The organism is Effusibacillus consociatus (genome assembly GCF_042652925.1).
Taxonomy (GTDB): domain Bacteria; phylum Bacillota; class Bacilli; order Tumebacillales; family Effusibacillaceae; genus Effusibacillus; species Effusibacillus consociatus.
Genome location: NZ_JBHSHC010000029.1, coordinates 1 through 18,833, shown reverse-complemented (window position 1 = coordinate 18,833; position 18,833 = coordinate 1). Strand labels below are relative to the sequence as shown.

Annotated in this window: 18 protein-coding genes and 1 pseudogene; 17 read left to right on the top strand and 2 right to left on the bottom strand. The window is 48.2% G+C overall.

From position 1 onward, the window contains the following. Nucleotides 1–19 precede the first annotated feature (19 nt). The 12 genes and pseudogenes from ACFO8Q_RS04980 to ACFO8Q_RS04925 all read left to right on the top strand — a co-directional run bounded on the left by ACFO8Q_RS04980 (nucleotide 20) and on the right by ACFO8Q_RS04925 (nucleotide 11,162). Complete coding sequence (locus tag ACFO8Q_RS04980; RefSeq protein WP_380024631.1) at nucleotides 20–1,075, top strand: XdhC family protein; 1,056 nt, start codon at nucleotides 20–22, stop codon at nucleotides 1,073–1,075. After that, nucleotides 1,063–1,713 carry a nucleotidyltransferase family protein gene (locus ACFO8Q_RS04975; RefSeq protein ID WP_380024630.1) on the top strand — a complete coding sequence of 217 codons (651 nt, stop codon included), beginning with the start codon at nucleotides 1,063–1,065 and terminating at the stop codon, nucleotides 1,711–1,713. The genes ACFO8Q_RS04980 and ACFO8Q_RS04975 overlap by 13 nt, the downstream gene beginning before the upstream one ends. Further along, nucleotides 1,700–1,945: pseudogene (locus ACFO8Q_RS04970) on the top strand (FAD binding domain-containing protein); the annotation flags it as partial. The gene ACFO8Q_RS04975 and the pseudogene ACFO8Q_RS04970, both read left to right, overlap by 14 nt. Before the next feature lie 31 nt (nucleotides 1,946–1,976). Beyond that, nucleotides 1,977–2,582, top strand: coding sequence for an FAD binding domain-containing protein (locus tag ACFO8Q_RS04965; protein ID WP_380024674.1), 606 nt, complete (start codon nucleotides 1,977–1,979; stop codon nucleotides 2,580–2,582). A 26-nt stretch (nucleotides 2,583–2,608) separates the two neighbouring features. Then, a complete protein-coding gene (gene pucD / locus ACFO8Q_RS04960; RefSeq protein WP_380024629.1) occupies nucleotides 2,609–4,894 on the top strand; it encodes a xanthine dehydrogenase subunit D in 2,286 nt (761 codons plus the stop codon). Then, a complete protein-coding gene (locus ACFO8Q_RS04955; protein ID WP_380024628.1) occupies nucleotides 4,881–5,435 on the top strand; it encodes a (2Fe-2S)-binding protein in 555 nt (184 codons plus the stop codon). The genes pucD and ACFO8Q_RS04955 overlap by 14 nt, the downstream gene beginning before the upstream one ends. Beyond that, nucleotides 5,410–5,910 (top strand): 2-oxo-4-hydroxy-4-carboxy-5-ureidoimidazoline decarboxylase, encoded by a 501-nt coding sequence (uraD, locus tag ACFO8Q_RS04950; protein WP_380024627.1) that lies wholly within the window; start codon nucleotides 5,410–5,412, stop codon nucleotides 5,908–5,910. The genes ACFO8Q_RS04955 and uraD overlap by 26 nt, the downstream gene beginning before the upstream one ends. A gap of 11 nt (nucleotides 5,911–5,921) precedes the next feature. After that, complete coding sequence (gene pucL, locus ACFO8Q_RS04945) at nucleotides 5,922–6,887, top strand: factor-independent urate hydroxylase (RefSeq protein ID WP_380024626.1); 966 nt, start codon at nucleotides 5,922–5,924, stop codon at nucleotides 6,885–6,887. Then, nucleotides 6,884–7,243, top strand: a complete 360-nt coding sequence (gene uraH / locus ACFO8Q_RS04940) for a hydroxyisourate hydrolase (RefSeq protein ID WP_380024625.1) — start codon at nucleotides 6,884–6,886, stop codon at nucleotides 7,241–7,243. The genes pucL and uraH overlap by 4 nt, the downstream gene beginning before the upstream one ends. Nucleotides 7,244–7,277: 34 nt before the next feature. Further along, nucleotides 7,278–8,525, top strand: a complete 1,248-nt coding sequence (locus ACFO8Q_RS04935) for an allantoate amidohydrolase (RefSeq protein WP_380024624.1) — start codon at nucleotides 7,278–7,280, stop codon at nucleotides 8,523–8,525. A 16-nt stretch (nucleotides 8,526–8,541) separates the two neighbouring features. After that, entirely contained in the window at nucleotides 8,542–9,789 is a 1,248-nt protein-coding gene (locus tag ACFO8Q_RS04930; protein WP_380024623.1) for an ArgE/DapE family deacylase, read from the top strand. Further along, nucleotides 9,786–11,162 carry an allantoinase gene (locus tag ACFO8Q_RS04925; protein WP_380024622.1) on the top strand — a complete coding sequence of 459 codons (1,377 nt, stop codon included), beginning with the start codon at nucleotides 9,786–9,788 and terminating at the stop codon, nucleotides 11,160–11,162. Before ACFO8Q_RS04930 ends, ACFO8Q_RS04925 begins: the two co-directional genes overlap by 4 nt. 199 nt (nucleotides 11,163–11,361) lie before the next feature. On the opposite strand, the gene ACFO8Q_RS04920 is transcribed toward ACFO8Q_RS04925, so the two are convergent. After that, nucleotides 11,362–12,615 (bottom strand): IS110 family RNA-guided transposase, encoded by a 1,254-nt coding sequence (locus ACFO8Q_RS04920; protein WP_380024621.1) that lies wholly within the window; start codon nucleotides 12,613–12,615, stop codon nucleotides 11,362–11,364. 497 nt (nucleotides 12,616–13,112) lie between these two features. On the opposite strand from ACFO8Q_RS04920, the gene ACFO8Q_RS04915 reads away from it, so the two are divergent. The 5 genes from ACFO8Q_RS04915 to ACFO8Q_RS04895 all read left to right on the top strand — a co-directional run bounded on the left by ACFO8Q_RS04915 (nucleotide 13,113) and on the right by ACFO8Q_RS04895 (nucleotide 18,037). Then, nucleotides 13,113–13,490: a PH domain-containing protein gene (locus ACFO8Q_RS04915; protein WP_380024620.1), complete on the top strand. Its 378-nt coding sequence runs from the start codon at nucleotides 13,113–13,115 to the stop codon at nucleotides 13,488–13,490. A 66-nt stretch (nucleotides 13,491–13,556) separates the two neighbouring features. Next, complete coding sequence (locus tag ACFO8Q_RS04910) at nucleotides 13,557–14,753, top strand: DEAD/DEAH box helicase (RefSeq protein ID WP_380024673.1); 1,197 nt, start codon at nucleotides 13,557–13,559, stop codon at nucleotides 14,751–14,753. Nucleotides 14,754–14,768: 15 nt separating this feature from the next. Continuing rightward, on the top strand, nucleotides 14,769–15,626 hold the full coding sequence (locus ACFO8Q_RS04905) for an MBL fold metallo-hydrolase (RefSeq protein WP_380024619.1): 858 nt from the start codon (nucleotides 14,769–14,771) through the stop codon (nucleotides 15,624–15,626). Between the two features lie 86 nt (nucleotides 15,627–15,712). Next, on the top strand, nucleotides 15,713–16,288 hold the full coding sequence (locus ACFO8Q_RS04900) for a LysM peptidoglycan-binding domain-containing protein (RefSeq protein ID WP_380024618.1): 576 nt from the start codon (nucleotides 15,713–15,715) through the stop codon (nucleotides 16,286–16,288). 135 nt (nucleotides 16,289–16,423) lie between these two features. After that, nucleotides 16,424–18,037 (top strand): ABC-F family ATP-binding cassette domain-containing protein, encoded by a 1,614-nt coding sequence (locus ACFO8Q_RS04895; RefSeq protein ID WP_380024617.1) that lies wholly within the window; start codon nucleotides 16,424–16,426, stop codon nucleotides 18,035–18,037. A 469-nt stretch (nucleotides 18,038–18,506) separates the two neighbouring features. Here the strand turns inward: ACFO8Q_RS04895 and ACFO8Q_RS04890 are convergent. Continuing rightward, a partial coding sequence (locus tag ACFO8Q_RS04890; protein ID WP_380024616.1) for a transposase occupies nucleotides 18,507–18,833 on the bottom strand: 327 nt, incomplete at its 5' end.

Genomic DNA, 18,833 nt, shown 5'->3' with positions numbered 1-18,833 from the left:
AAGAAAAGAGGTACCGTATATGGGCGATATCCATAGAATTTTGGATGTTTTGAATACCTCAACTCAAAGAAGTGTACTGGCAACCATTATCAAGGTAACAGGTTCCGCTTATCGAAAAGAAGGCACCTGTATGCTGCTGCAGGAGGACGGTACCCAGATAGGCCTCTTAAGTGGAGGGTGTTTGGAAGCTGACCTTGCTGTCAGGGTACCTGATGTGATCCGGGAAGGGATTTCACGGACGATCATCTATGACATGCGGGCCGAAGATGATTTGTCCTGGGGGCAAGGCACCGGATGCAATGGCGCTATCCATGTGCTGCTGGAACCGGTTGGCCAACATTTGCAAGAGCATTTGCTTACATTAAAAAATTTTCTGGATCAGGGCATACCTGTAACCATGCTGAAAAAATTAACCACTGATTCATCTGTTTCCGACTATATCTTTTGTTCTGAGGATGATCAGTTTTTCGGGGAATGGAACGGAGAGCCACCTTTTCAAATCAGGGAATTCTTATCGGATGCAGAACAGACAGGACTCCATCACGGGATGCATTTTTTTCCTGACTTGTCCGCATTTGTGTACATTCAACACTTTCATCCGAAACCCCGCTTAGTCGTCTTTGGGGCGGGGCCAGATGCAAAACCTCTTGTGTCATTTGCAGCACAAACGGGGTATTCCGTGACGGTCGCAGACTGGCGACCGGCATTATGCGAGGAAACATTTTTTCCGGATGCGGATCAAATCTTGGTCGGACTGCCGGACGAAACCATAAGAAAGTTACAGTTATCCGAACGGGATTCAGTGGTGATCATGACCCATAATTTTCAACGGGATCGGGAATTTCTTTCCCTGCTGCTAAACCGGAAATTGGGGTACTTGGGAATCCTGGGTTCCCGTGAAAGAACCTCCCGTTTGTTTCATGGGACTGATGTACCCGATTGGATTCACTCTCCGGCCGGTCTGGCGATTGGAGCCGAAGGGCCCGAGGAAGTCGCGCTCAGTATCCTGGCGGAGATTATTAAAACACGAAGAGAGGCTGTTACCGGAAAGGTTGCACTCCAATGCAGGACATAAAAATTGTTGGAATCTATTTGGCGGCTGGAAAGAGCAGTCGAATGGGGGAAAACAAATTATCCCTCGAGGCAGGGGACACCACTCTTGGCAGTTTCGCACTGAAAACCGCACTGAAGTCACAACTTTCCAAAGTAATCGTTGTAACCAAAAAAGGCGATAACCTTGCCTGGATGGATCCAATCCTGTTTTGCACCTCGAGTCAAGAGAAGTGGTATCACGTGGAATGCAAGGAATCGGATAAAGGGCAAGCCCATTCTCTTCGCTGTGGAGTGGAGACGGCCCGACGGTTTGGTGCAGAGGGAGTTATGATCTTGCTTGCAGACCAACCTCTCGTATCGCTGGAATTCATCAACAAGATGATTTCACAATATCTAAAAAACAGGAGATTGCATTATGTCGCCGCATCCTATCAAGGCATTCCCAGACCGCCGGTTCTGTTCTCCCAAATCATGTTTGAAGCTCTGATGAAGCTTCAAGGTGATGAAGGAGCCCGGGGATTGTTACGTCGAGACACGCTGATGAGTGGAATGTTGGTTGAACATGACGATCCGGACTGTTTTTTCGATATCGATACAAGGCAGCAATACAGGCAGATAAAGAATTTGCTAGGGAGGGGGACAAAAGATGTCCGAAGATAAGTTGTTAGCTGTATCCCCCGTACAGGTTTGGACACCATCTGAAATTCAAGAGGCCTGGCAAATAAAACAGTGTCTAGGATCCGAAGCTGCATTTATCGCCGGCGGGACATTGCTGCAGATTCAGTGGCAGTCCGGATATCCAATGCCTCATCATCTGATCAGTTTGGAAAGAATCGAAGCCTTGAATACTATAATTGAAACCACCAATCAAAGTGACAGATCCATTCGGATTGGCTCACTGATCCTGCCGAAAGCATTTTTCGATCAGAAATCACTGGGCTCTTCTGGCAGCAGCTTGTGGGGATATTGCAGCCCCTGCCATCCGCAATCGGGGAACAATCGGGGGAAATGTGGCAAGCGGTACAGGGGATTTACTTCCTTCTCTGTTAGTTCTGGATGCCGAACTGATTTGGTACGACGGAAACGGATTTACCACAGAAAACATCTGGGATTGGGTCAAAATCGGAGCAGCCAATTCTTCGGCTGTGGATAAAAAATTATTGACAGCCATCCGGCTCAGCAAATCATCAAATTCGAATCAAGCGATTGGCATTTATAGAAAAGTAGGCAGAAGGGAAACGTTCGTTCCTGCTCTGATTGCAGCAGCTGCTTTTTGTACCCGCAATTCAAATCAAGAATTCGAACATGTTCGTTTGTCCATCGGCGGTGGTGAGAATACACCGCAAAGATTGCCGTCAAGCGAAAGACTGTTACAAGGACAAAGACCGGATTCGGAATTGTGGAAAGATCTGCATTGCGCGTTGTTGGATGAAATCCAAACCGCGTCGGACTTTTATGCCTCATCCGATTATCGACGTATGATGGCAGCCAATTTATTGGTGGCCGAGCTTATGCAAAGAACAGGATGAGTTTCGGGAAAAAAGGGGTGAGAGACATGCTTCTCAATCGAAATACGGCAGGTGCCAAGTGGCGGGTTCGACCTGACGGCACCGAAAAGGTGACTGGCAAACTAAAATATCTGACCGATTTATCATTTCCCGGAATGCTTTATGGGAAAATCCTCCGAAGTGAATATCCGCATGCGCTCATCCGATCGATCAATACGGAACATGCAAAACGGCTTCCGGGTGTGCATGCAGTAGTAACGCACCCCGATGTGCCGGGAATGAATCGGTTTGGACTTGTGATTCCTGATCAACCGGTTTTATGCGAAGACAGGGTTCGCTGCGTGGGGGACGCTGTGGCGGCTGTTGCAGCAGAAACAAGGGAGATCGCAGAACTGGCGCTGCGATTCATTCAAGTTGATTATGAACCATTACCGATTGTGGATGATCCGGAGGCAGCACTTTTACCGTCTTCCCCAAGGCTGCATCCCGGAGGCAATATCCTGCATCGGGCCGGTTTCAAGAAGGGTGAGCCGGAACACGCATTTGAAAAATGTGCCGTTGTGATCGAAGAAACTTATGAAACTCCTCGCCAAATGCACGCTTATATGGAAACGGAGGGAGGGGTGATCGTACCGGAACCGGATGGGGGAATTACCGTTTACGCCGGGACTCAGCACGGTTATAAAGACAGGTTTCAATTATCGCGTATCCTGGCCATGCCCGAAAATAAAATACGTGTGGTATCAAGTCCCATGGGTGGTTCATTCGGAGGAAAGGATGAATTGAACATTCAACCTTACGGTGCCTTATTGGCGCTGGCAACGCAGCGTCCCGTAAAAATTCATAACAGCCGAAAAGAATCGGTAACAGCCGGACTGAAACGTCATCCCATGCGGATTACCATGAAGACCGGCAGTGATGAGCAGGGAAATTTGCTGGCCCACTCCGTACGAATCGTTGCAGACACGGGAGCTTATGCGAGTCTTGGTCCAGCCGTGTTGGATTTTGCCGTGGAGCATGCAACCGGACCCTATGTGATCCCCAACGTAGAGGTGGAAGGTCTGTCCGTGTTGACAAATAACGGGGTTGCCGGCGAATTCAGGGGATTTGGAGGAAATCAAGTCACTTTTGCACTGGAAGGACAGATGGATCGTTTGGCGGAAAAATTGAATCTTGATCCATTGGAACTGCGTCGACGGAATCTAAGAAAATCGGATGATCCAGGTCCGTTAGGTCAGCGGATTGTACCGACCGATGGGGCAGTTGATGTATTGGAAACTGTTGCTCAGTCTCCTCTTCGGAAACAAAAAGGGGGCACAGTCGAAACGCAATGGAGAAAGACTGGAACAGGGGTTGCCATTTGCATGCACGGAGGGGGATTGGGGTTTGGCCGTCCGGATCCATCCGGCGGGAGCCTTCGTTTAAGCAAGGACGGAAAAATTGAAGCGGCTTTCGGCTTCGAAGAATTTGGCCAAGGGTTTCTTTCCGCAGCCGAAATGATTCTAATTGAGGAGCTCGGTTGTTCTTTCGAAGATGTAAGGATTGTAATCGGCGATACTGCTGTGGTGCCTCCATCCGGTTCTTCTACCGCATCCCGTGCGACCAGTATGGCATGGCTGGCAATTCGAAGAATGAAAGAAGCATGGAAACGGGAGCTTCTCGAACAAGCTTCTCAGGCAACAGGTGTTGCCGCGGATCAATTAGAGCTCGGTCCCGGTGGAATATTCACTCAACAACAGGAAAAGGCTTATGAACCCGTACTCACCTATTGTGATCTCGCTGCACGATTGGAACGCCTCCCCAGCACCACCGTTCACTTTCATTTTCCCACCACACCGGATGCATTGGTGGGAGGGCACTATTTATATTCTTTCAGCGCAGTGATTGCCCAAGTGGAAGTCGATTTGTTAACCGGAAGAGTGAGGGCATTGAAAATGGATCAGGCGGTATCCGCCGGCCCTGTAGTAACCCAAATGGGATACCTTGGACAAATCGAAGGGGGAGGCGTTATGGGCTTGGGATTCACATTGATGGAAGACGCTGTCATGGAAAAAGGCAGATACAGTACCCAAAATTTCGACTCGTATCTGATTCCGACGATTCGAGATGTGCCTCTCGATGTGAATGTGGAAGCGATTGAAGCCTTGCACCCGAATGATTCTTACGGACCGCGTGGAGTTGGTGAAATCGGTACAGTAGCGGTGGCACCGGCTTTGGCAGCCGCGATCCATGATGCCATCGGTTATCGAGTAAGTCGATTGCCCGTGTCACCGGAGGAAATTTTAAAGGCTGTTACTCCAAATTTCGAGGTGACCAGAAATGGCCGTAAATAAACCAAAATCGGTCGGAACACCGACTCACTTTGCAGGTGAAATGACACTCCGGCTTACAGTGAATCAGCAAGAAGCAGAAATTGTTGCAGATCCCACACGGCGTTTGGCAGATATCCTTCGCGAGAATCTGGGTTTGACCGGTACAAAACTGTCGTGTGAAATTGGGCGGTGCGGAGCCTGTACTGTAGTAATGAATGAGAAGCCTGTGAATTCCTGCCTCGTACTGGCTTATCAAGCTGATGGATCTGTGATAACCACGATCGAAGGTCTTTCTGAGAATGGACTTCACCCGATTCAGAAAGCTTTTCTCGAGGAAGGCGGATTCCAGTGCGGGTACTGTACGCCCGGAATGATTATGGCTGCGAAAGCGTTATTGGACGAAAATCCGGAACCTGATCAAGAACAGATTCTTGAGGCACTTTCAGGTAATCTTTGTCGATGTACCGGTTACGCGTCAATTGTTCGAGCCATTAAGCGCTGTACAAAAGATGTTGTTTCGAAAGGAGCGATTCGGTATGAAATTGACAGTGGAAGACCTTAATCGACTTACTCTGCCTGAATTTGTGGAAAGAGTGGGATGGGTATTCGAGCATTCCCCATGGGTTGCAAAACGTGCGTGGGTTGATCGCCCCTTTTCATCAGTGGATATACTTCATCAGACAATGGTTGGTGTTGTTGAGAAAGCGGATTGCCAGGATCAATTGTCCCTGATTCGAGCGCATCCCGATTTGGGAACCCGAGTGAAAATGAGTTCTGTTTCACAGCGCGAACAGTCAGGAGCCGGTTTGGATCAGCTTTCTCAGGAGGAATATGAGGACTTCTTGGAACTGAATCGTTCCTATATGCAGAAATTTGGCTTTCCCTTTATCATGGCTGTTCGAGGACAAACCAAAGAGACCATCAAATTTGCCTTGCAGGAGCGGTTGAGTCACTCCAAGGAAGACGAATCGGCACATGCGCTGCAGGAAATCTATAAAATTTCACGCTTCCGTTTAGAAGATATCTTTCATTCGTAGGGAGGATCGCTATGAAACCGGCAAATTCCGAAGAAAGAATGATGTACTACGGCAAAGGCGATGTTTTTGTGTATCGGACTTTTGCAAAACCGTTGAGCGGGATCCAATCGATTCCTGAGTCTGATTTTACCGGCAGAGAGAATATTATCTTTGGAATGAATGTAAAAATTGCGGTGGGAGGGGAGGATTTCTTACCCTCGTTCACCGAGGGAGACAATCGATTGGTAGTGGCCACCGATTCGATGAAAAATTTTATTCAACGGCACGCTGCGCAGTATGAGGGTTCCACAATGGAGGGGTTTCTCGAATTTGTCTCCCGCCGTTTTTTAGAAACCTATCCGCAGATGAGTTCCATCCTGATCACGGGGAAAGAGACTCCCTTTGAGGCAGCCCTTGTTCCGGTAGATTCCGTACTTCAAGAGAGCTGCCTAGTTTTCCGTCATTCAAGGAACGAATATGCGACTGTCACGCTGGAAATGGTGCGAACAGAAAATGACGCTGCGATTGTCAGTCATTTGTGCGGAATATCCGATCTCCAATTGATCAAGGTAAGCGGAAACTCATTTACAGGATTTGTCCGTGACGAATACACCACCCTGCCTGAGGATGGCAATCGGCCGCTTTTTATTTATTTGAACATTGGTTGGCGCTATGGGGACGTGCAGGATGCGATGGGGAAGGATGCAGCCCGTTATGTGCCAGCCGAACAGGTTCGCGATATTGCCGGGGCCGTTTTCGAGCAAGTGGAAACCCGCTCGATTCAGCATCTGATCTACCATATTGGCTGTCGGGTACTGGAACGTTTTCCGCAGCTGGAGGAAGTTCGCTTTGAATCCCAGAACCGAACCTGGGATACGGTTGTCGACACTATCCCGAACTCCACCGGCAGAGTATATACGGAACCGCGGCCTCCTTATGGGTTTCAAGGCTTTTCTGTTATCCGGCAAGACTTGGGGCAAAAAGGGAGCAACCAATGAAAGGCAGACTGACTACACACGTACTCGATCTAGTCAACGGACGGCCAACTCCGGAACTGCAAATTCAACTCTACCGGGTAGATTCGGAAGGTACTCGAATTCATATTCGTTCAGTCCGAACCAACTCCGACGGTCGGGTTGATGGGCCTGTTCTTTCCGATTCAGAGTTCAAGCCCGGAATCTATGAACTCCTATTCTTTGTGGCGGACTATTTCCGGACAAAGGGAGTACCGCTTCCGGATCCGCCTTTTTTGGACGTGGTGCCTATCCGATTCGGAATTGCGGATCCCAATTCACACTACCACGTCCCGTTATTGATTTCACCTTGGGGGTACAGCACTTATCGGGGAAGTTAGAACCAGCAAGAAACTGCCGAAGGAGAGAGTGGGAATGAATACGCTTCATCAAAAAATCAACGTGGAACGAATTATGCAGCGCATCGATAAACTAGCAGAATGCAGTTCTACCGACTACGGCGTAACACGTCTTTCTTTCACAAAAGAAAGTGAAGCTGCCGCCGAGCTTGTAAGCCAGTGGATGAGGGACGCGGGCATGTCAGTCCGGCGGGATCAACTGAATAATCTCATCGGCAGGTATGAAGGCAAACATTCTGATGCACCGGTGCTGATCATCGGATCCCATCTGGATTCGGTTGTCCATGCCGGGAAATATGACGGGATTCTCGGGGTCATTTCAGGCATCGAGGTGGTTCAAACCTTGTTTGAGAACGGTGTTCAACCGGACACCCCAATTGAAGTGGTTGCTTTTTGCGATGAGGAGGGGGCGAGATTTCATACGACTTTGCTGGGAAGCAGAGCAATGGCAGGCAGCTTGCGGGATGAAGATTTCGAGGCGGAGGATGAGAAAGGGACAACTCTGGCCTCCAGTATAAGAGAGCTTGGGCTTGACCCTTCCGCTTACCGTTTGGCCGCCCGTGACCCAAAGACGATTAAGGGGTATATCGAACTGCATATTGAACAAGGTCCTGTTCTGGAGCAGCTTGATCAGGCCTGTGGGGTGGTGGTCGGGATCGCCGGAGCTTCCAGGTATGAATTTCGCGTGGAAGGATCAGCAGGTCATGCGGGGACAGTCCCGATGGCTCTCCGAAAAGATGCACTGGTGGGTGCCAGCGAGATGATTCAGGCAATCGAACGGATCACACTGCAATATGAAAATGTGGTGGCAACTGTTGGCAAATTGACCGTGACTCCGGGAGCCAGCAATGTAATACCCGGTACTGTCAAAGGCACATTGGATATCCGGAGTATAGAGGATGAACAAAGACATGAAGCACTCAAACTCATCGTTGAAGAATGTGAGAGGATTAGCCAACGGCAGGGCCTCTCCTGTTATTTTTATAAAATTATGGAATCCTCCGCTGTTTCCTGTTCGAACAGTTTCATGAATGTGATCTCAACTGTTCTCGAGATGCATGACATAATTCCGTTCGAAATAGTCAGCGGTGCAGGACATGATGCAATGGCCATGGCTGCGATTGCTGAGATCGGCATGATTTTTGTCCGATGCAAGGAAGGAATCAGTCACCATCCCGCTGAAGAGGTAACCGGAGAAGATATGCAAAAGGCCGCTTCCGTCCTATTGGACACCGTTGTCAAGTTGACTGCATCAATCGACTGAAAAGGGAGCGGAAATCATGGAATCAGCAAAACAAGACATCATTCAATGGATCGAATCTCAGAAGGAACCTCTCATTCATTTTCTGCGGGAGCTCTTAACCATTCCATCCGATAACCCTCCGGGCGACTGTTTTAAGATAGCGGATCACATTCAAAAGCGTTTGCATGATTTTCAGTTTGAAAATGTCTCGTTCCTGGAGGTAGAGCCGGAGGAAGTAAAGCAGGCCGGGATGCAGAAAGTCTTCAACGTAGTCTCCACAACCGTTTTTGGAGAAGGAAAAGGGCCCGAAATTGCCCTGAACTCTCACGGCGATGTGGTAGCCCCCGGCCTTGGATGGACCCAGGATCCGTATGGCGGAACTATTGTGGACGGTAATATATACGGTCGGGGTGCAGCCGTATCCAAATCGGATATTGCCGTGTATACCTTCGCGGTGATGGCTGTGCGTAAAGCGGCAGAACGCTTGTCGGGAAAAGTTTCACTGGCTTTTACGTTTGATGAGGAAACGGGTGGAAATATTGGACCCAAATGGCTGCTTGAACGCGGTTACATTCAACCGGATATGGCCATTTGTGCCGGTTTTACTTATTCAATTGTCAATGCACATAACGGTTGTCTCCACCTGGAAATTCAAGCCAGGGGAAAATCGGCCCATGCAGCCGCTCCTGAAACAGGATACGATGCGATCGAAGCGATGACCGGGATTCTACAGACACTCTATTCTTACCGACGTTCATTAAGCAAAATCCGTTCCTCCGTACCGGGCATCGAATCACCGACCCTGGTGGTTGGTTTAATCTCGGGTGGCATCAACACAAACGTGGTTCCGGACCAATGCACCATTCGGATTGACCGGCGGCTCATTCCTGAAGAAAACGGTGATCAAGTTGAATCCGAGATCAGGCAGCTGGTGGAACAAACGGTAAATCACTATAAGGGAGTGAAGGTCAATGCCCAGCGTATTCTACTCGCTAACAGCTTTGGACCTGTCTCCGAGGATACCCCGTTAATTCAAACTCTCTCAGATAATTGGAAGAAGATGATGGAGGGGCAGTTGGCGATTCACGGCGTGCCTATATATGCGGACGCTAGACATTTTGCAGAGGTGGGGGTTCCCGTTGTCATGTTTGGAGCCGGTCCCCGGACTCTCCTGGAAGCGAATGGCCATCGTGCAGATGAGCATGTTCGAGCAGAAGATGTGATAAAAGCAACGAAAATTGTGGCTCTCACCCTATACGACCTGCTGAAGGGGGAGCCGGAGTGAGTGGAACAATTGTTGATTTGATCATCCGAAACGGGACTATTGTGACTGAGAGGGGGATCTTTCAAGGCGATATCGCAATTCAAGGTGAACGGATTATTGAAATCGCCGAACAACTATCAGTTGATTGGAAAGCGCAACAGGAAATTGAGGCCTCCGGTTTACACGTTTTTCCCGGATTGATGGATACACACGTTCACTTTAATGAACCGGGGCGGACGGATTGGGAAGGAATCTCTTCGGGAAGCAGAAGTCTGGCGGCAGGCGGAGTCACCACTTTTTTCGATATGCCTCTCAACAGCAGTCCTCCCACTACGACACTACATGGTTTTCGACTGAAAAAACAGGTGGCAGAAGAAAAATCGGTCGTTGATTTCGGTCTATGGGGCGGTCTGGTTCCAGGGAATTTGGATTCGCTTGAGTCTCTCAAAAAGTCCGGTGTGATCGGATTCAAGGCTTTTATGTCAAACAGCGGGATCGATGACTTTGTTCATGTGGACGATTCCACTTTATTTCAGGGGATGGAAAAGATAGCGGAGCTTGGATCGATTCTCGCCCTCCATGCGGAAAACGATGTGATTACAAGCCGTCTTTCCGCTTCAAGTATTGAGCAAGGACGTCTGACGGTTCGCGATTTTTGTTCCTCTCGGCCCATTTTGTCTGAAATCGAGGCGGTGGAACGGGCGTTGACATATGCGGAAGCGACAAAATGCAAACTGCATATCGTACATGTAAGCAGCGGCCAAGTTGTGAAGCGGGTGACGAACGCAAAGCGGAGAGGAGTTGATGTAACCGTCGAAACGTGCCCTCATTACTTGACTTTTACCATAGATGATTTTGAACGGCTCGGGGGATTACTCAAATGTGCGCCGCCTCTTCGCGAACTGGAGCAGGTTGAGTCTCTTTGGGAAGCGATAGATTCCAGAGAAATTGATAGTATTGGCTCGGATCACTCGCCATCACCTCCAGCGATGAAGACTGGTTCAGGAGAAGATATTTTCAGCGTTTGGGGAGGAATATCGGGAGCGCAATCGACATTGAATGTAATGTTGGAAGAAGGGTATTGGCGCCGGGGGGTTCCATTGGAAACGATTGTCCGCATAACATCGACCAATCCGGCAAAGCGATTCGGATTGTATCCAAATAAAGGAACGATCGCAGTCGGAAGTGACGCCGATCTTACTCTGGTAGATTTACAGTTCCCGTTTCTCTTAGAGGCATCAGATCTTCTTTATCGCCATAAACAAAGTCCATACGTCGGAAAAACATTCCGGGGACTCGTATTGTACACGTTACTCCGTGGTCGGGTCATCTTTCAAAAAGGGGAAATCATTGACAATGGGAACCGTGGGAAATATTGCGGGAGCACCCTCTGATAGGAGAGGGTGCTCTTGTGTGGTAAAATATGTTATACACTTGTCGATTGACCTAACTTAACATAATATTTGTCGTACCCGTTCTTTTTGGGGAGGTGTACCGAAAGAAGGCAACACCAAACTAAGCCCACCCTACCTTGAATTCCAGTTATTACCGTTTTGTTCAAGGAACTGGTGGTTCTTCAGATTTCTGGTATGTCTACGCGTGTTGTCGGATCCCTCCTTCGGGCACGTAAAGTCGATTGGTCTTCAGCAGATAAAAGACCACTCGCATTAGTTTACGGGCTGTAAGCGCAAGGGCTCGTCCCTCGGCAAACTCTTTCGGCTCCGCTTTCTTCTTGGCGTAGTACTCGGCAAAAACAGGGTCGTGCACCCGGACGCTGTTTGCCGCCTCGATCATGTAGTACTTGAGATAGCGGTTGCCGGAAAGAATCAGCCGGGTTCGGTTTGCTGTAAATTTCCCGGACTGGTGAACGGTCCAAGCCAGCCCTGCGTATTTCGCCGCTTCCTTATGGCTTTTGAACTGACGCACATCCAGTTCGGACACTATTCCGGAAGCAAAGATGGGACCGATGCCGGGAATGGAATCCAGCGTCTGCGGAATCGTCGCCAAGTGATCTTCAATACCTTTGCGAAGCGCCTTCAACTGCTCCTGTACCGTGCGAATCACGCGGATGCTTGAAGCCATAGCGAGATTGACAGAATCCGCCATCGCTTGCGGCAATCGATACGAAGAGCGAGCAGCCTTTTGCAAGGCACGGGCGACCGCCTCAGGATCGTCGAATCGGTTCTTGCCGTGCTTCACAAGGAAGTCGATAAGACGTTCGACGGATATCTCGGCAAGTTCTTCGGTCGATTCGAACTCCTCCATGACAGCTAGCGAGGTGGCCGACAACTTGTTTTTGCGAAACGGTCCAGTGATGGTGTAATCACTGAACTTGAGGAACAAGTTGGTCATGAGGAAGTTGCTTTCCCGGGTCAAATCCTGCATCAGGTGGTAGCGAGCCCTCGTCAGGCGCTGCAACGCCATGAGCGGTTCGCTCCACGTAAACGGATGCGGGAGATGTCCGGAACGGAGCTTGGCTGCGATGAACCAGGCATCGACCCGATCGTTCTTGGGGGCGTCCAAGTAGTGCGACTTCTTGAACTCCTTGATGAGACTGGGATTGAAGACGTACACGTTCTTACGCCGGACGCCGAAATCCAAGTGACGTTGGATGTACATGGCAGCATGAGTCGAATAACAACCAGTGTGCTCAAGACCGAAGAGAACTTCTTCCGCGTGGTGTTTCTGGACCAGCTTGGTGATGCGGTCCTGAAACTCCAGGATTCCGGGACGATTGTTCGTGACGGTGAATCGGCTAACAGGTCGTTTCTCATCGTCCCGGGTCAAACAGCAAACCGAATTGGCTTCGCTGTCTACATCAATTCCGACAAACAAGGGAGATGGCATGGCAATCACCTCCTTCGGTTGGAATGAAGATGCCTACGACCTTGGGATGTCCCTGGGAAACCCATGAACGACAGCCTTGCGAGCTATTGGAATACACCGGGGGCCATCGGTGCACGTACCTCCCTCTGCTTGCAGGAGGGATGACCGACCGGGAGACAGTCAGCGTGTAGGTCTATTCCATGGGGCCAGGGGAACACTCTCAATTCGGAAGACACCCTCGTGATGAGGGGCGACGGGAGGAATCGGAACATTCCCTTGGTAGACACCTACGGCTATTTTCCCAAAGACAGCCCAAGGTCGTAAACATCCGTAACTGGTATTCAATCACTTAAACGATCACTAGGAAAATGCTCCCGCGCTTCGCTTGGGCTACACCCAGCATTATCAAAACGGTTCTATTTAATTTTCAAAGAACACAAATTTAAAAGAGCAACTCCAGTCTGGTTTTATGTGAAGCAAATTGGTAGCTGCTCTTACTATACAAGGAGGAATAGTGAATGGGATTCTTGGACGGATTAATGGGGAATGCTTCAGAGGTCAAAATTGAAGATGTACAGCGTGAATATGCGAATATCCTGAGTTCAACAGAAAAAATCGAAAAGGCATATAAGATTATACGTGACATGTTTATTTTTACCAATAAAAGGCTGATATTGGTAGATAAGCAAGGGGTTACCGGGAAGAAAGTGGAGTACCACTCGATTCCCTATAAAAGCATCACTCATTTCAGTATTGAAACGGCAGGGCATTTTGATCTGGAGGCGGAGCTTAAAATATGGATTTCAGGTAGTCAAACTCCGCTGGTAAAACAATTTAATAAAAGTTTAAATATATACGAGCTGCAAAGTGTATTGGCTGAATATGTTTTAAGATAAGCAGTGGTATACTGAACAGAAGACAATTTGGCAGGGAGATCCAACATGAACGATACTTTTCAATCCATGATAACAAAACCTTTTCTGCAGGAGGCTTGGGCCAAGGCCGGGTTTGTATCCCTCACTGCCATTCAACAAAAGTGCATTCCGTCGATTCTTGAAGGGAAAGACATTATAGCTGAATCTCCAACGGGAACAGGGAAGACACTTGCCTATTTATTACCCCTGCTTGAACGGATAAATCCAGGGCAGAAGGACATACAGGCCGTCATTCTTGCTCCGACACGTGAACTGGTCATGCAGATTCATCAGGAAGTTCAGAAGTTCTCGGAAGGCGGCGGAATCTTAGGCGTCTCTTTAATCGGTGGCGCAGATATAAAAAGACAAATCGAAAAATTGAAGAAGCACCCACAAATTGTAGTGGGCACCCCAGGTCGCGTACAGGAATTAGTGACGGCCAAAAAGATGAAAATGCATGAAGTAAAGACGATTGTGGTGGATGAAGCTGACCAGATTCTTGAGATGGGACTCATGAACACCATAAAAGAAGTGGTTAAAACAACTTTAAGGGACCGCCAACTCCTTTTCTTCTCGGCCACCATTTCGGAAAGGGTCGAGAAGGAAGGCAAAGAAATGATGAAAGATCCTGACGTGATTCGGATCACGAAACAGAGCATGCCTGATTCCCGGGTTGAGCATATCTACTTTATTTGTGAAAAAAGGGATAAGATCGATCTGCTGCGAAGGATCGTGAAAATCACGTCCCCCAAAGCGATCGCTTTTGTTACCGGAACGAGTGATTTTAATGAGTTAGCCGCAAAACTCGAGTATAAGGGAATCCCTGTGGGAGTCCTGCATGGGGAGCTAAAAAAGACGGAACGGGAAACGATTATCAAAAATTTCCGGGCGGACAAGTTTCCATTGCTCGTGGCTACTGATGTTGCTGCTCGGGGACTGGACATTCAGGGACTTTCCCATGTGATTCATTTTGACTTGCCTGACACTGTGGAGCAATATGTTCACAGATCTGGCCGAACGGGTCGAATGGGGGCAGAAGGAACGGTTATTTCGATTATTACCAACTATCAAGAAGGGGTACTGAAAAAGTTCAGCAACCAACTGGGGATCCCGATTCAAAAGAAAACTCTATTTATGGATCGAATTGTGGATCAGAAGCCAGTTCGCCCCAAAACCAAATCTGCTCGACCGTCAAAAACAGGAAAGAAGAAAAGCAGACAATCCCATTCTCACCAAATCAAGTAGAAGAGGGTGACCGGTATGGGAACCGAAAAACGTCTGGATACAAATGTGCCGGGAGATTTTTACGTGACTGAGGCGTGCATTAATTGTGATCAGTGCAGGCAGTTAGCACCCCCGATTTTTTCCGAAGTGGGTGACTACTCAGCGGTTATCTCACAACCGTGGAGGGAAGAGGATCGAACCAAAGCTTTTCACGCCTTACTTTCATGTCCGACAGGCGCAATCGGCAGCGAGCGCAAAGAAGGATTGACCGAGGCGATCGCCGATTTTCCACTGTTGATTGAAAACAACGTTTTCTATTGCGGATTCACGTCTCGGAAGTCTTACGGGGCAAGCAGCTATTTTATTAAGCATCCGACAGGAAATTGGTTGGTCGATGCTCCACGGTGGGCCCCCCAGTTGGTTCATAAGTTTGAACAATTGGGAGGCATACGCTACATCTTTTTGACCCATCAGGATGACGTGGCCGATGCGGAAAAATACGCCGAAAAATTTAACGCGGAGAGAATAATTCATGTGTTGGAGAAAAACTCCCAACCGGGTGCTGAGCATTTCATTCAAGATCGGACGGCGGTCGATTGGGCACCCGATTTTCGTATTATTCCGGTACCCGGTCACACCAAAGGACACATGGTTCTTTTGTATCGCGAAAAATATTTGTTCACGGGTGATCATTTGGCGTGGGATCGGGAGCGGGGTCAACTCGATGCAAACGAAGATTTTTGCTGGTACTCGTGGAAAGAGCAAGGGGAATCGATGGAACGCTTGGCAAAGGAAAGGTTTGAATGGATCCTGCCCGGACACGGCGACCGGGTTTATCTTGAAGCGGATGAAATGAACATAGCGATGAATCAATTGCTGAGCCGGATGAAGTGAGATAAGGTAGGCGAAAGAACCAACCCCATCCTGCTTTAATAGAATGTTGAAAGACATTCCCAAATGAAGAAGGGAGGGTGTTTGGTTTGTACAGACGGCCACCTCTCGCGCCAACCATGTGTCCCCCAGGATTCGGTGGTCGGTATGTGGTGGTTCCCGGCGATACATTGTACTCTATCTCCCTGCTGTTTCGGGTGAGGTTCGAAGGTTTTGTCGTTGTGAACCAGCATATTCCAAATCCAAACGTTTTGGTTCCGGGCGACGTGTTGTGCGTTCCGCCGTTTTCTGCTTGTTCCCTAGTATTGAAACCCCGACGGGATCCGGCCAATTTTCTGATAAGCGGGACCGTTTCGATTACCACGGGTCCCGGGGTAGAAAGATCACTGAGTGTCGTAGCGACACTGCCCGCGCCTTCAGCTTTTGGTGATTTCGACCGTTACGTCGTTTATGCGATCCGAAGATACAACAATTCTTTCCACGCAACTGCAAAACCACTCGCCGAGGTGCCCAACAACCCTAATACATGGGCAGCGAGGATCGGCGACATTTCCGACGTTTTATTGTCTCCCGACACCATCATCGTGATAAGTGCCAACAAAGGCGATGTTCCACCCCCCGGAGTGCTTGTGCTGCTCGAAGGCAACTTCTACGGATGCAGATGATCATTTTTCCTAAACCCGAACCCGCTTGCGGTTCGGGTTTTTGAACGGTGCGTAAAAATATCGTAGTTAACGCTGCAAATTGTATGGTAAAGTAAGAAAGTTATAGGTTTAAAATTATAAAGGTGGTAATTATAAATGATCAGTACAAACGGAATTACGTTGAGATATGGAAAAAGAACATTATTTGAAGACGTGACTGTAAAATTTACTCCGGGAAACTGTTACGGCTTAATTGGAGCCAATGGGGCAGGCAAATCCACATTTTTGAAAATTCTTTCCGGAGAAATGGAAGCCAATCACGGGGAAGTTCTCATTACTCCAGGAGAAAGACTCGCTGTGTTAAAGCAAAATCACTTCGAATTTGATGAATGTGAAGTGTTAAAGACAGTCATCATGGGACACCGCAGACTGTATGAAATTATGGAAGAAAAAGACGCCATCTATGCAAAAGGGGATTTCTCCGAAGAGGATGGAATGCGTGCTGCAGAATTGGAAGGGGAATTTGCCGATCTTAACGGGTGGTCAGCGGAACCGGAGGCGGCCGAGTTATTGCAGGGACTTGGCATCCCGGTTGAACTTCACGACAAAAAAATGAAAGATCTGGACGGCAATGCCAAAGTTCGTGTGCTTCTGGCTCAGGCCTTGTTCGGCAACCCTGATATTCTGTTATTGGACGAACCGACCAACCATTTGGACATGGAATCGATCAAGTGGCTGGAGAACTTCCTTCTGAACTATCCGAATACCGTAATCGTGGTTTCCCACGACAGACATTTTTTGAATCAGGTTTGTACACATATCGCCGACATTGATTTCGGCAAGATTCAGCTTTATGTTGGGAACTATGATTTCTGGTATGAATCGAGCCAGCTGGCTTTGCAACTATCGAAGAATGCCAATAAGAAAAAAGAAGAGAAGATCAAGGAACTTGAGGAATTTATCCGCCGGTTCAGCGCAAATGCATCAAAATCGAAACAGGCCACTTCCCGCAAAAAACAACTTGACAAAATCAGCCTGGAAGACATTAAGCCGTCCTCGCGCAAATACCCGTTCATTGACTTTAAGCCGGAGCGGGAGGCGGGAAATGATATCTTAACGGTGAACAATCTGACGGTGACCGCTGAGGGCGAAAAGGTCTTGGACAATATCAGTTTCACGGTCAATAAAGGGGACAAGATCGCTTTCGTCGGTCCGAATGAACTTGGCAAAACAACGCTCTTCAAAACATTGATGGGCGAATTGGCACCTGATTCCGGCGAATTTAAATGGGGGATCACGACCTCACAGGCCTATTTTCCGAAAGATAACGCAGAATACTTTCAAACAGATCTGAATTTAATCGATTGGCTTCGCCAATATTCGAAAGATCAGGACGAAACATTTATCAGGAGCTTCCTCGGGCGGATGTTGTTCTCAGGGGAAGAATCGCTCAAGAAAGCGAATGTTCTTTCCGGTGGCGAGAAAGTCCGCTGCATGCTTGCCAAGATGATGTGTAAAGGCGCCAATGTCTTGCTGTTGGATGAACCGACCAACCACCTGGATCTGGAGTCGATTACAGCACTGAATAATGGTCTTATTAACTTCACGGGAAGTATGTTGTTTGTTTCCCATGACCATCAATTCGTACAAACGATCGCCAATCGCATCATTGAAATTACGCCTAAGGGTCTGGTAGACAAGGTTACTACGTATGATGAGTATCTGGAGAATGAGAATGTGACAAGCCTACTTGAAACGATGTATAACTAACAGGGCCGTCCACATCCTTGCGGCGTCAAACAAGGGGTGTCTCAAAAATGTAGATGTGTCCGATTCCCGGGCGACCTGTGCAGTGTGTAACTGTTTCGGTTATGTCTATACTACTAAAGAAGGAACATACACATGACCCTTAAAGAAGAAGTGATTAAATTAATTCAAGAACTTCCCGATAATACAACAATATTTTTTATGAGGCAACTCAAAAGGTGCTTCGGATAACAGGCTATTAGAAACTCCTGAAATATTCATGGGCGCTTAGAACAATTGGATGAAATGGGAAGATTTATGTATTCTCTATATTTGTGAAACGATCACTCTGCTGAATATCAGAGAGTAGCTTTATATTATCTCTTCATGCATGGGCATTTGTGGCTTATTTAGATAAATATGGATACTTCTTGACATACCTATCCCGTTGGGCCTTTCAGCACTTTTTTAAATGTCCGTCTTTCATTTTCTATTAACCGAAACGTGGCAAACGCTGGATGTTACGAAACGTTTGGATGAACGCATCCCGGTATATGCAGGAGTTGCACAGCCTCCACGTCCAGTAACGACCGGAGCTGACCAGCTTACCCGCAATCTTAACCAGCTTGGAACGCAGCGTCTCCATCCGATTTGGCTTCATTCGCTCCGGCAAACAGAGGCGGCGAAACCAATTGTTGAAGTTGTACGCCAACATGGCCAATTGCAGTTTCATGACGTTGGTTTCAAAACCGGTGCTGCTCATCTTGTCGCAGGCGAATCCGTTCTTGGCTTCCTTGATGAAATTCTCCATGTGGCCGCG

Coding starts and splice junctions, on each gene's coding strand:
- ACFO8Q_RS04980 (WP_380024631.1), top strand. CDS start 20: ATGGGCGATATCCATAGAATTTTGGATGTTTTGAATACCTCAACTCAA.
- ACFO8Q_RS04975 (WP_380024630.1), top strand. CDS start 1,063: ATGCAGGACATAAAAATTGTTGGAATCTATTTGGCGGCTGGAAAGAGC.
- pucD (WP_380024629.1), top strand. CDS start 2,609: ATGCTTCTCAATCGAAATACGGCAGGTGCCAAGTGGCGGGTTCGACCT.
- ACFO8Q_RS04955 (WP_380024628.1), top strand. CDS start 4,881: ATGGCCGTAAATAAACCAAAATCGGTCGGAACACCGACTCACTTTGCA.
- uraD (WP_380024627.1), top strand. CDS start 5,410: ATGAAATTGACAGTGGAAGACCTTAATCGACTTACTCTGCCTGAATTT.
- pucL (WP_380024626.1), top strand. CDS start 5,922: ATGAAACCGGCAAATTCCGAAGAAAGAATGATGTACTACGGCAAAGGC.
- uraH (WP_380024625.1), top strand. CDS start 6,884: ATGAAAGGCAGACTGACTACACACGTACTCGATCTAGTCAACGGACGG.
- ACFO8Q_RS04935 (WP_380024624.1), top strand. CDS start 7,278: ATGAATACGCTTCATCAAAAAATCAACGTGGAACGAATTATGCAGCGC.
- ACFO8Q_RS04930 (WP_380024623.1), top strand. CDS start 8,542: ATGGAATCAGCAAAACAAGACATCATTCAATGGATCGAATCTCAGAAG.
- ACFO8Q_RS04920 (WP_380024621.1), bottom strand. CDS start 12,615: ATGCCATCTCCCTTGTTTGTCGGAATTGATGTAGACAGCGAAGCCAAT.
- ACFO8Q_RS04915 (WP_380024620.1), top strand. CDS start 13,113: ATGGGATTCTTGGACGGATTAATGGGGAATGCTTCAGAGGTCAAAATT.
- ACFO8Q_RS04910 (WP_380024673.1), top strand. CDS start 13,557: ATGATAACAAAACCTTTTCTGCAGGAGGCTTGGGCCAAGGCCGGGTTT.
- ACFO8Q_RS04905 (WP_380024619.1), top strand. CDS start 14,769: ATGGGAACCGAAAAACGTCTGGATACAAATGTGCCGGGAGATTTTTAC.
- ACFO8Q_RS04895 (WP_380024617.1), top strand. CDS start 16,424: ATGATCAGTACAAACGGAATTACGTTGAGATATGGAAAAAGAACATTA.